Annotated in this window: 10 protein-coding genes; 3 read left to right on the plus strand and 7 right to left on the minus strand. The window is 44.3% G+C overall.

Annotated elements, in window-relative coordinates; genetic code table 11:
• Window positions 1-289 precede the first annotated feature (289 nt).
• The gene (gene brnQ / locus E4663_RS10995; RefSeq protein ID WP_135327653.1) at window positions 290-1,609 is read left to right on the plus strand and encodes a branched-chain amino acid transport system II carrier protein; all 1,320 of its coding nucleotides are present in this window, start codon (window positions 290-292) and stop codon (window positions 1,607-1,609) included.
• Between the two features lie 179 nt (window positions 1,610-1,788).
• On the opposite strand, the gene E4663_RS20165 is transcribed toward brnQ, so the two are convergent.
• From E4663_RS20165 to E4663_RS11010, 4 genes are all read right to left on the minus strand, one after another.
• A complete protein-coding gene (locus E4663_RS20165) occupies window positions 1,789-2,646 on the minus strand; it encodes a transglutaminase family protein (protein ID WP_241657176.1) in 858 nt (285 codons plus the stop codon).
• A gap of 21 nt (window positions 2,647-2,667) precedes the next feature.
• Entirely contained in the window at window positions 2,668-3,630 is a 963-nt protein-coding gene (locus tag E4663_RS20170; RefSeq protein WP_241657177.1) for an alpha-E domain-containing protein, read from the minus strand.
• Window positions 3,620-5,080, minus strand: a complete 1,461-nt coding sequence (locus E4663_RS11005) for a circularly permuted type 2 ATP-grasp protein (protein ID WP_135327654.1) — start codon at window positions 5,078-5,080, stop codon at window positions 3,620-3,622. The genes E4663_RS20170 and E4663_RS11005 overlap by 11 nt, the downstream gene beginning before the upstream one ends.
• A gap of 140 nt (window positions 5,081-5,220) precedes the next feature.
• On the minus strand, window positions 5,221-6,153 hold the full coding sequence (locus E4663_RS11010; protein ID WP_135327655.1) for an NADP-dependent oxidoreductase: 933 nt from the start codon (window positions 6,151-6,153) through the stop codon (window positions 5,221-5,223).
• 118 nt (window positions 6,154-6,271) lie between these two features.
• Between E4663_RS11010 and recQ the strand changes: the two genes are divergently transcribed.
• Window positions 6,272-8,416, plus strand: a complete 2,145-nt coding sequence (recQ, locus tag E4663_RS11015; RefSeq protein WP_135327656.1) for a DNA helicase RecQ — start codon at window positions 6,272-6,274, stop codon at window positions 8,414-8,416.
• 44 nt (window positions 8,417-8,460) lie between these two features.
• Entirely contained in the window at window positions 8,461-9,741 is a 1,281-nt protein-coding gene (gene kynU, locus E4663_RS11020) for a kynureninase (RefSeq protein ID WP_135327657.1), read from the plus strand.
• A gap of 37 nt (window positions 9,742-9,778) precedes the next feature.
• Here kynU and E4663_RS11025 read toward each other — a convergent pair whose 3' ends face one another.
• From E4663_RS11025 to E4663_RS11030, 3 genes are all read right to left on the minus strand, one after another.
• Complete coding sequence (locus E4663_RS11025; RefSeq protein ID WP_135327658.1) at window positions 9,779-11,299, minus strand: BCCT family transporter; 1,521 nt, start codon at window positions 11,297-11,299, stop codon at window positions 9,779-9,781.
• Between the two features lie 141 nt (window positions 11,300-11,440).
• Window positions 11,441-11,614, minus strand: a complete 174-nt coding sequence (locus E4663_RS19970; RefSeq protein WP_168927345.1) for a hypothetical protein — start codon at window positions 11,612-11,614, stop codon at window positions 11,441-11,443.
• Between the two features lie 60 nt (window positions 11,615-11,674).
• Window positions 11,675-13,153, minus strand: coding sequence for a phytoene desaturase family protein (locus E4663_RS11030; RefSeq protein ID WP_241657178.1), 1,479 nt, complete (start codon window positions 13,151-13,153; stop codon window positions 11,675-11,677).
• Window positions 13,154-13,248: the final 95 nt, after the last annotated feature.

Below are 13,248 nucleotides of genomic sequence, written 5' to 3' on the forward strand. Positions count from 1 at the left end.
CTCCACAATTATGTGTAGCCATATTCTATATGGCGGCGTGACGAATGTAAACTATATTGAATTTATCCTTATTATAATCTAACTTCTTGAAAGCGTTTACTTATATGACAGTATTAACCTTTTAAATTTTCTAAAAATGTGTTGACATAATTTTTTGACATTGATAGTATTACGACGGTTGTATAAGAAATACGTCAATTCTTGTCGAACTCTACAAGCTTTTCTCCCTAGTATAGGAAGAGCGTTTTTAACTTACAATAAACAGACATCGAAAGAGGAGGGACCAGGCATGAAAGCACGCGACACCGTATTTATCGGTTTCACGCTTTTCGCTTTATTCTTCGGTGCAGGTAATTTGATCTACCCTGTCACATTAGGTTACCAATCCGGAACTTCATATTTACCAGCAATAATAGGCTTTGTTTTTACAGGTGTCGGCATTCCCATCGTAACCGTTGCTGCCATATCGTTTTTCAAAAATGGGGCGACACAGCTTGCCGGGAGAGTACACCCTAAGTTCGGCCTTTATTTTACGTCACTCGTCTATTTAGTCATTGGACCTTTCTTTGCTATTCCAAGGGCCGCTAACGTTGCATTTGAAACAGGAGTCGTCCCTTTTGTTAATGGCTCTTCCTTGACGCTATTCATATATTCTATTATATTCTTTATTCTCGTTTTCTGGGTAAGTTTAAACCCGTCAAAACTAGTTGATCGTGTTGGGCAAGTTCTCACGCCCGCTTTATTTTTGGCGATTCTAGGGTTAGTGATCGGAAGTTTCTTCTTATTGGACGGGGAAACGGTTGCTCCTATAGAAAAATATCAATCCCAGCCGTTAGTTAAAGGATTTCTAGAAGGTTATCTGACCATGGACGCCATAGCAGCATTGGCATTCGGCATCATCGTAGTCAGTTCATTCCGTGAGCGAGGCGTAGAAGGTCAAAAACAACTCACTATGCGTACCCTACAAGCAGGTCTCGTAACGGCTGTCGGTCTTACAAGTGTGTATGTCGCCATCGGCTGGATCGGAACCAAAATGGCTACAGAAGGCTCCTATGATAACGGAAGTGCCATTCTTGCCGGGGCAGCAAACGTCATGTTCGGAAAACCAGGAACATTGTTACTTGGTGTGATCGTCGGGCTTGCCTGCTTTACAACCTGTGTAGGACTTACTGTCGCGTGTGGCCAATTCTTCTCCAAGCGCGTGCCGGCTCTGTCATACAAGATGGTGATTACGATTGTGACGCTGATCAGTTTCGCTATATCCAATATCGGACTGAATCAGATCATCTCTTATTCTGTACCGGTTCTAGTCTTTATGTATCCGATCACCATTGTGCTGATTGTTCTTACCTTCTTAAGCAGATTGTTCCGACACTCTCCGAATGTATATAGAGGTGCTATCTTCTTAACGGCACTGATCGGATTGTACGACGGACTGGTCGCTTTCGGACTTAAGATGCCGGCGGTCACTTCCTTGATGAGCCAGCTCCCTTTATTCAATTATAGTTTGAGTTGGGTTGTTCCTGCTCTTGTCGGAGCCATTATTGGTCTCCTTGTTGATTTCATTTCCGGAAATCCACGTCATTCAGAAGGCTATCAAGAAAGCTGAAGGTTAAACGAATTATAGAGGGCAGGCGCTTCTAAGCGCCTGCTCTTTCTTTATGTAATAAAGAGACTTTAGCGGCATACGAAGAAGAGATGTTCTTTTCCAAGCATACAGCGTTAAAGAGACTACAAAAATAAAAGGAAAAGCTCCTGTTTAGGGCGCTTTTCCTTTCTGTTTTTCACTCAAAGTCCCTTATCAATCTGTTGAACGCTGACCTTCACCGTCAAGTTTTGTCCTCCGCCACGGTACACTCCCTGCAACGGACTGACGTCTGCGTAATCTCGCCCTGTACCGATTCGGATATGTTGCTCCAGAGCTTCTACATTGTTTGTCGGATCAAGACCGACCCAACCAATGCCCGGAACCATTACCTCCACCCAAGCATGGGTCGCGGCATCACCGATTAACGCTGAATCTTCCCCTACATACAAGTATCCACTTACATATCTTGCTGGAATACCTTTGTCGCGTAATACGCCAATCATTGTATGGGCATAGTCCTGACATACACCAGAACGTAATGGCCATGACTCATAGGCTTTTGTATTTACGTGAGTGGTTGCCGTGTCATAGCGTATTGATTGATGCAAGTAAGCCATTAAATCGATAGAAAATTGAATGGGATCTGATGGGTCTCCCACCGCTGCGACGATTTCTTGTATCTGCTCTTTATAAAGAAAGGTAAACGGCGTCTCATTCAAGTAAGCCAAATAGTGGCTTCTGAATAGCTCCGAATGGAAGATTTCTTTCATCTCATCACTGAAGTAGATCATTTTTATTAAAGGGCTCTTCTGAATACTTACCGTTGAAGTTGTTTTAACCGTCAGGTGTTCATGCTTTTCCGGGATGAAAAAGGTCTCTACATGATTCCCCCACAAGTCGATATGTTCCTTTGTCATGGAAGATGGATTGATTTCGGTTTGATACGCAAGTAGACGCTGGCATTCATCCGTTCGCGGCTTCAGCCTCACATGATTCATACTTTGATCCACGAAATTCTCGTAGTAGAAAGTATTCGTATGTTCTATTCGGTACTTCATGTTACTCCTCCTGGTGAGCTTTCACTTGACGTGGGCCGGTTCCACTAAATAATACGTTTCAGAGAACATTCGGCTGAGCGTCAAACAACGGTCTTGGAAGTGGTCCAGAAACTGCATGAGTTCTTCCATATCCATGCTCTCAATTTCCGTGTCTTCTATCTCTACTTGTATACGTTCAATCATATCAAATAAGTCCGCTGAATAGTGAGAAATTTTCCCATCCTCGATGCGGTCTATTGCTTCTTTCACATGATTGATACAGTAACGAATCGATCTAGGGAAAGTCGGTTCCTTAATTAAGAAATTAAGCACTTTCTCAGGTTGCATCGTGGGCGGATTTTTTTTCAGATAGGCGTCGTAGCCATTCGTATATTGCAGGGCTGTCAGCCAGTAGTAATACGTATTGTTACTGGACTGCGGATCCTTGCGATTCTTTTCGCAAAAGACATTTAAGATTCTTGAAATCTTCTCTCCGCGCTCCAGCCACTTCCCAACTTTTAAGAATGTATAAGGTAAATCCCTGCTCATGGAGGATTCAATTACTCCTTGTGCGGTCATAGAGGTTGTAGTGACATTTTTGAGGTAACGTTCTGTATGCTGCCTGGTCGAAGGTTGTTCCTCCCATTCCTTCTGATCCAGATAAAACTCATTCAATACTTCCCATAGCTCTTCAGGGATAATATCCCGTGTTGCTTTTGCATTTTCACGGGCATAAATCATACAGTTCATAAAAGAATTCATATTCAATGGACTGATGGAAAGGTATTGAATCACGGTATCTCTATCAATTCGACCATACCGTTCATAATAGTCCTCGATAGAAGCACAAATTTCAATGACTTCCTCCCAGTCACGATTCAATGCTTGTTCATCTGTAGCTTCCAGCATATGAATGAGCTGGGTGCTTAACACTCTTGAATTATTCTCTGCACGTTCCATGTTCCGCCCCAACCAGTATAACGAATCAGCTACTCTACTTAGCATGCGGTTCTCCCCCTTCACTTAAAATCCATGTGTCCTTACCGCCACCGCCTTGTGATGAGTTGACAACAAGCGATCCTTCTTTCAGTGCCACTCTGGATAGACCACCTGGTAATACGTGTGTCTTCTCCCCGTTCATCACAAAGACGCGCAAATCTACGTGGCAAGGGTAGAAGCGACCGTCTTGATAAGCCGGGGCTCTGGAGAGTTTGATGGTGGGCTGGGCAATATATTGATTCGGTTTTTCTATAATCTTTTCTCTGAAAAGTTCCCGCTCTTCCTCACTTGATTGAGGTCCAATCAACATATCATAGCCACCTGAGGCACCGACGTTCTTCACGACAAGCTCATCCAAGTGCTCTAATACATAATCCATTCTTTCCGGATCACTTAAGAAATACGTCTCGACATTCGGTATAATTGGTTCTTCATCTAAGTAGAAGCGAATCATTTCAGGTACATACACATACATAGCTTTATCGTCGGCAACCCCGTTTCCAATGCCGTTTAATATGGATACATTACCTGCCTTATACGCTCTCAATAGCCCATTTACACCAAGGGCGGAATCAGGACGGAATGCTTCTGGATCGAGGAAGTCGTCGTCAATCCTACGGTAGATGATATCGACACGCTTAAGCCCTCTGATCGTCTTCATGTAGACGACATCGTCTTTGACAACCAAGTCTCGTCCTTCCACCAATTCGATTCCCATTTGCTGGGCAAGGAAGACGTGATCATAATAAGCTGAATTGTACATACCAGGTGTCAAAAGTACAGCCGTCAGAGACCGGTTCCCTTCCGACTGTTTCGGAACATGGCTCATCACTGTTTGTTGAAGCTCTGAGAGTTGGTGCTCAAGCGTTTCAATCGAGTGTTGGAAAAACAGTTCAGGATACACTTGTCTCATCACATAGCGGTTTTGGAATACGTAACTCATACCCGATGGGTTGCGCAAATTATCCTCGAGCACTCTGTATTCACCATTTTCGTCCCTGATCAAATCCACACCAGCTAAAAACACATGATTACGAAGAGGAACATCCAACCCTTGTACCTGCTTGTAGTAATAAGGGTTATTTTCAACTAGGCCCCTCGGTACCACCCCCGCTTTGATGATTTCCTGGTCATGATAAATATCTTCCAAGAAATGATTCAGAGCTTTCAGACGTTGCTTCATCCCTTCTTCAATCTTGTTCCACTGAGGCTTTGGAATAATGATAGGAACAAAATCAAAAGGCATGGTGCGTTCTGTACCACCTGCCTGACTATATACCGTAAAGGTAATTCCTTTTCTCAAAAAGTTCAACTGGGCAGTTTCGTGTTTTTCACGAAGTTCATTCTCAGAAAAATCTTCAACCAGCTCGTAAAACCATTGATAATGACGCTTCGGAGTCCCGTTGGTATTCATCATTTCGTCATAGAATATACCTGTATCGTATTGTTTTAGCATTTGCTTCCCCCTCTTTCCACTGTATAATAGTTACGTACCCTCTCTCATCTTCCCTACACTAAAAAATGTTAGAATATTTAAAATTTTACCCTAAACTACAAAAAAAGACCACCTCTTGAGGTGGCCTTATGTTACAAGCATCAAATATTAATGACGATTTTTCCTTTAGCATGATGACTCTCACTTACCTCATGTGCATCACGTAGCCCTTGTTCTGTTAAATCAAATTGATGACCGATGACGGACGTTAATTGTCCGTTGACCATCATATCCGCCAGTTTCGCTAATTGTTCCCCTTTCGGATCAAGGAAAACAAATCCGGCTGTCACTCCGTATTTCGATGCCTCTTCTTCATTAGGAGGCTGAGCAATCGAAACGAGACGTCCGCCTTCTCTTAAGACACGATAGCTTTCAGATTGAATGTCGCCTCCAAGTGTGTCCAAGACGATATCATAATCCTCTAGTACTTCAGTGAAATCCTCTTCTTTATAATCGATAAACCTGTCTGGACCTAACTCTTCTACCCATGACCGGTTCTTTCCGCTTGCAGTCGTAGCAACATGAGCTCCGAATGCTTTCGCTATTTGTATTGCATAATGCCCTACCCCGCCAGAACCAGCATGAATGAGCACCTTTTCTCCTTCCTGCATGTTACAAAAATCAAAAAGACATTGCCATGCAGTCAATCCTGCCAAAGGTACTGCCGCTGCATCTTGGAACGGTATATTTTCAGGTAAATGAGCCAGTAGATGCTCATCCACTACCACTTCCTCTGCATATGTGCCTTTATTAGTAGTGGCCGGGCGGGCGAAGACACGATCTCCGACTTTGAACCCTTTCACATCTGAGCCTACTTCCTTAATGATCCCTGCTGCATCCCATCCTAAAGTGATTGGGAATTCAAGCGGCAGAGCCTCTTTCATGTATCCTTCTCTTACCTTCCAGTCAATCGGGTTGATGGAAGTAGCCTTCATCTCTAGGACAACCTGATTACTTTCAGGTTGAGGTGATTCCAGTTGCCTTTCGACCAACTGTTCACGACCACCATACTGATCTATTACGATTGCTTTCATGTTGTCACGCTCCTCATTTTAAATAGCTGCACCTACGTATTTTTCCCCTCTAGTAGGAGAACAAACATGATAAGATGGGAAAAGACGTAAGCACAGCACATACAAAGGATGGGAATCAATGATCGAAAAAGCCGAACGCTTACTGCAAACCTATTATGGCTTCTCCTCCTTTCGAAAAGGACAAGAGCAAGCCATACGTCAGGTCTTACAAAATGAAAACACACTCGCCGTCATGCCAACTGGCGGAGGAAAGTCACTATGTTACCAAATTCCCGGTTTAGCTCTTGAGGGAACAGCGATTATTATTTCACCACTTATATCTTTAATGAAGGACCAGGTAGATGCATTGGTCGCTTACGGGATATCAGCAACCTATATAAACAGTTCCCTTTCTGCAACAGAACAAAGGGAACGCATCCGTGATATGGAAAAAGGGCGCTATCAATTCGTTTATGTAGCTCCAGAACGATTTGATTCAGGTGCATTCTTAGCTACCCTTCAGCGGATGGAGCTGTCACTGATTGCTTTTGACGAAGCCCACTGTATTTCTCAATGGGGGCACGATTTCAGACCAAGCTACCGCTCTATCGTTCCGACACTTTACCAAATACCTAACCTGCCCGTTCTGATGGCATTGACTGCGACTGCCACGCAGGAAGTCATTCAGGATATCCAACGCCTTATTCACGTCGAGCCGGACGCCATTGTGAACACAGGGTTCGCAAGAGAGAACTTATCCTTCCGCATGATCAAAGGGCGGGACAAGCGCGACTTTGTGAAAGAATATGTGAAAAGCCGACCGGAAGAAGCAGGTATCATCTACACCGCTACAAGAAAAGACGCGGATCACCTTCAGCAGTACTTAGAAAAAGAAGGTTACTCGACCGGTAAGTATCATGCCGGCATGAGTGAAAATCAGAGAAAAGAGATGCAGACAAAGTTCGTCCGAGACGAGATTACGACGATCGTTGCGACAAATGCTTTCGGAATGGGGATTGATAAGTCCAACGTCCGCTATGTCATACACTATTCGATGCCGATGAATATCGAGTCCTACTATCAGGAAGCAGGACGCGCAGGACGTGACGGGGAACCCGGAGATTGCGTCTTATTATTCTCGAGCCAAGACATCCAACTGCAGCGATTCCTGATCGATCAGTCGCCTGTTGAAGAGAAGAAAAAAGAAGAATATGCAAAGCTTCAGTCTATGATCAACTATTGCCATACATCCATGTGTCTGCAGCAATATATTTTAGAGTATTTCCAAGACCCTAACAGCACAGAACCATGTGGAAAATGCTCCAATTGCACGCACGATGGTAAGGAACAGGACATGACGAAAGAAGCACAAATGGTCCTCTCCTGTGTAAAACGGATGGGTCAGGCATTTGGTGCCGGGTTGACTGCTAAAGTGTTGAAAGGCTCCTCAGACAAGAAGGTCAGACAGTTCCAGTTCGAAGACTTACCGACCTATGGGCTTCTTTCTCACTATACGGAAAAGCAACTCACCAGATTCATTCACTTCCTTACTGCTGAAGGATACTTGAACCCCGGTAACGGTCGCTACCCTACCCTGCAATTGACCTCAAAATCCGTTGAGGTATTGAAGGGACAAAAACCGGTCATTATGTTAATTGAATCCACGACCACAAACGTAGAAGAAAATTACAACGTCGAGTATTTCAACGAATTACGGAACTTACGAAAGGAAATGGCAGACGAAGCGGGCTTGCCACCTTACGTCATATTCCCTGACTCGACATTGAAAGCTTTCTCTATTTACTTACCTGAAACGAAGTCAGAAATGCTTTCGATCAAAGGAGTCGGCGAACAGAAGTGGAATAAGTATGGAGAGAGATTCTTAGAACTTATAAAGCCTTGGTCTCAAGCGGCAGAAAACAAGCCAAAACCCACCGAGGAAGAACACACTGTAAAGTCGACCAGCTCACCACGACCTGGAGATGGGACACCAAGCCATTTGGTCAGCTACCGTATGTGGCAAGACGAACAGAAAGATGTTCAAACTATTGCAAAGGAACGAGGCATCAGCCCTCAGACCATTGAAAGTCATTTATTCCGATGCGCTCAAGAAGGAGAACCTTTCGATTGGAACCACTGGTTCAACGAAGAAGAAGAGCAGCAAATTTTAGAAGTGTATGACGAGCTTGAAGAAAAGAAATTGAAGCCAGTGAAAGAAAAGCTTCCGGATGTGACATATTCCACAATAAAAGCCGTATTGCACAAGAACGAACGATGGACATAGCACCTGAGCCTGTCCGTGTTTACAATAAAAACAGGAGGGATTAGATGACGAAGGAAAGAATCACGAGAGAAATAGTGCAGACAATGGATCAAAAGGACTCTCTATCTCATTTCAAATCTGAGTTTTACACGCAAGACGATCATTATTATATGGATGGCAACTCCCTTGGTCTCTTATCTAAACGTGCGGAAGCCGCCGTTCTTACCTCGTTACAAGACTGGAAAGAACAAGGTATCGATGGTTGGACAGAAGGTAAAGAGCCATGGTTTTATATGTCTGAAAAAATCGGAGAAATGACAGCTCCGTTGATTGGTGCTGAGCCTGAGGAAGTCATTAACACAGGTTCAATCACTGCGAACCTACATCAACTATTGGCTACATTCTATAAACCAGAGGGAAACAGAACCAAAATTCTAGCTGATTCCTTGAACTTCCCGTCTGATATCTATGCGCTGCAAAGTCAGATCGAACAAAAAGGGTTGAAGCATGAAGAGCAGTTGATTCAAGTCGAGAGTAAAGATGGATACACATTAAAAGAAGACAACATCATAGCTCAGATGGATGAACGGACCGCCGTTCTGCTGCTCCCTTCTGTCCTATACCGCAGCGGACAACTACTCGATATGAAGCGACTGACGGAAGAAGCCCATAAAAGAGGAATCATTGTCGGCTTTGATTTAGCACACTCTATCGGCGCCATCCCCCACCAACTACATGAGTGGAACGTAGACTTCGCCGTGTGGTGTACCTATAAATATTTGAACAGCGGCCCCGGCGGGGTTGGCGGATTGTTCGTCCATGAAAAGCATCTTGGCCAGAAGCCAGGACTTGCAGGATGGTTCAGTTCAAAAAAAGAGAAGCAATTCGACATGGAACACACATTGACCCACTCCGAAACGGCAAGCGCCTTCCAAATGGGCACGCCTCATATTTTGAGTTCTGCTCCCTTAGTAGGCTCTCTGGAAATGTTCAACGAGGCAGGAATTGAAACTATACGATCGAAATCGCTCCAAATGACACGCCTACTCATGAATCTCATTCATCAGGAACTCAGCGATTTCGGCTTTCAGATCATGAACCCTCTTGAAGACGAGCGTCGTGGAGGCCACGTCAGTCTTGTGCACCCTGAAGCGGCAAGCATCTGTAAAGCATTAAAGAGCGAAGGAGTCACACCAGATTACCGCTCGCCTAACGTCATCCGGTTAGCGCCGATCGCTCTTTACTCTTCCTTTGAAGATGTTTATGAAATGATCGGGATACTAAAGAAACTGATGACAGAAGAGAAACATAAGCAATTCAAAAACGAACGAGGCATAATCGCATAAAAAAGATGCTGCGCAAGAAGCGCAGCATCTTTTTTGTTTATTTGCCGAATTGATCTTTGAACATATTCCGTGCAACGCGTGGTGCTAACCAAATCATTGGAAGCAACAGCAAGGATACAGGAACCGCTGTTACAACAATGAAGTTCTGCAACTGCGTAATACCACTATCACCTGTGATCAGGAGAATAACGGCAATGGCACCCATAAGAATTGCCCAGAAGACACGCAACCAAGGTTTCGGATTTCCTTCACCGGTAACGGCCATTGCAATCGTGTACGACATCGAGTCACTTGTTGTGACAACGAATAGGATCGTCAAGATTAAGAACAATGGTGAGACAATGACTGCGAGTGGGAATTGTTCTGTAATCGCGAACATCGCCGCTGGGTTTCCGGCAGCATTCAACGCATCTGATACGGAACCAGGGTTCTGCAGTTCGAAGAAGATACCAGATCCGCCAAGAACCGTGAACCAGAACGTTGAGATGACTGGTGCGAAAATAGAGATAGCCACAATGATTTCGCGAATCGTACGTCCTCGTGAAATACGGCTGACTAGAATAGCCATCATCGGACCATATCCAATGAACCAACCCCAGAAGAAGACTGTCCAAAGATTCAACCAATCAGAGTCCCCGCGGAACGTACTCATCGGAATGAACTGATCGACATAAAATCCGAAGCCTGAGATGAAGTGGTTGATGATAAAGCCACCAGGGCCGAAGATGACGATGAAAATCATCAATCCAAGGGCCAAACGGACGTTGAAGCTACTCAAATATTGAATACCTTTATAAAGACCTGTTACGGCAGAAATCGTGGAAATAACTACTACAGCGAGAATGATCGTAAACTGTGTGCTGAAGCTGTTAGGAATTCCGAAAATCTCTTGTAAACCGTAGCTTGCTTGAAGACCTAAGAAACCGATTGGGCCAATTGTGCCTGCCGCTACTGCAATGACAGAGAATGCATCAATGATTGTACCGAACCAACTATCACGAAGCTTCTCCCCGAAAATCGGGTACAGCAACGTACGTGGTTTCATTGGCATCCCTTTATGATAGTGACCATACATCATTACAACGGCACTGATTGTTCCTAGGATTGCCCATGCAAGGAATCCCCAGTGCATGAAACTTTGTGCTAAAGCTGGATTAATGGCTGCTTGCGTTCCAGCTTCAATTCCAGACTGATGAGGTGGTACCGTCAAGAAGTGCCACATTGGTTCTGCAGCTGCCCAGAAGACACCGCCACCAGCAAGTAATGTAGCCATGATGATCGACAACCATTTATAGAGTCCGATCTCCGGCTTTTCCATGTTACCCATTCTGATTTTTCCATATTTCGAAAACGCTAAATATAACCCTACTAAGAAGGTCGCAAGCATTAGAACTTGCCAGAATGCTCCGAAATATTTAGCTGACCATGCGAAACTGTTGCTTACAACGGTTTCAATAAGATTAATATCAATAAGTGCTAAGAAAACGAATAAGACAAGTAGTCCTCCGCTAATCCCAAATACCGGCCAGTCGATGCGGCCTGTCTGTTTTTGATTCAAAGTATGATCTCCTTTTGTATTTAGACTTTGTTTTAAAATCACAATGTTTGATGCTAACACTGGTTAATTAGCGTGTAAAGGGAAAAGATTTACCAGAGACCAAAAGAGGTCACGTGCATCCACGTGACCTTATTATTCGCTTTATTCTGCCTCATCATACTCGATTCCTTTATCCTTATGGCGTTCTTGACAATCTTTACAAAGCTTTACTTCTGCTTCTTTCTTGGATGTCAAGAGACGACCGCAATTACCGCATTTCCCGAATTCGTTCGGGTTGGCCTGAAATCCTGGTAGTTCGTTTTCTGGACCTGGCATACAAAACCATCCTTTCGTAACTGAATTTATCTTTTTATTCCCCAAAGCTTGTGTTCTCAATCATCGCAAGAGTTCACGAGCCGCAGTCAACCCAGACAATGTCACACCAAGCGTCCCTGCCCCTGGGAATACGGTGTCTCCACACAAATAAACACCTGGGATCCCGGAACGAATCGAATAGCTATTCAACCAACTGTATTTTCCAGTAGGAGCATAGCCCCCGACTTTCCCTTTAGATCTTCTTAGCCACTTTTGAAATGTAACTGGTGTACCTGGTAGAACGAGGTCGAGGTTAGCTTGAAACCCTGGGAAGTAATAGTCGACAGTAGCCAACAGTCGATCCGTCATTTCTTGCTTCTTTTGTTCATACTCTTCTGCTTCCCACCATTGTTCAAGATTGGTATGCGTAGAAATGGTCAGCGATCTCTTGCCCTCTGGTGCCATTTGCTGGTCTTGTGGATCAGATAGTGACATAAGGAATTGCCCACCATCATGCAGGTCGTTCGGGTGATTTTGATCAATGAATTGATGGTAGAGGACATTTGTATTTTGAAATACTGATTCCTCTACTCCTGCATGAATGATGAAGGCTCCCCACGTGTCCCGCTTTTCTTCTTTTTCAGGATAAATAGAGCTTTGGTTCATCAGGTCTTCCGATAATGTATCTTGTAAGTTATGGACAGAGTGATTGAGAACCAGCTGCTTCGCTTCAAACTCGCTGTTTCGTTTGGAATGTAAGACAAACCTGTCCTCCTTCTTCTCGATGAGGCGGATCGGGTATCGCATGAAGACCTCATTACCTTGTTCTTTTACATACCCAGCCAGCTGCTCCGCAACGGTAGCGAGTCCCCCATGTACGGCATAAGCGCCTTTATGAAAAGTTTGTAAGGCCGCATATCCGAGAAAGGCTGGACAGTTTTCCACACTCGTCTGTACGCTGTCCATCAACTCGCCATTCAAAAAAGTCTGGAATCCTTCGTGCTTGTGAAGGTTGAATTTCTTTAAACGGTCATAAACCGTCTGATTTAAGTATGGAAGCAGTTTGATCGATGAGGGGTTGATCATCGGAAACAGTTGCGTAATGTCCCTTATCGTCTTAGGAGGGAAAACAGGTCTATAATCAAGGAGGTTGTCGACGAGGGATCCGACACGAAACACTTCCTCATAGAAAGCTTGAATAGATGAAGCCGCTTCTTTGAAATGACGTTCAATTTCCTTATACCACTCTACTTTTTCCCTATAATAATGGATGACTCGATCAGGCATATGAATGTCCATGATCGGATTCAACAATGTCATCTGTGGCTTCTCGAGCTGTAAAGATTCATACAGTTGGTCGAGTACACCCCCTTCTTCAAATCCCATCCCTACTGTAGCCCCGGACTGAAAGCGGTAGCCTCCTCTTTCGAATTTCCCCGCACTGCCTCCGAGCTCGTTCGATGCTTCGAACACTGCTACACGTTTGCCGTATTTAGATAATTCAGCAGCTGCAGCAAGCCCGCCGAATCCCGCCCCAACAATCGCTACATCATATACCATACTCAACCCTCCTTTCTTTCAGTATTCCCCCTAGTCGACCTATATCAAATACAAATTTGCACATTGCATGAGAAGCTGCGCCGATTAGTGATAAA

This window comes from Halobacillus salinus (genome assembly GCF_004684905.1).
In the GTDB taxonomy this organism is placed as follows: Bacteria; Bacillota; Bacilli; order Bacillales; family Halobacillaceae; genus Halobacillus; species Halobacillus salinus.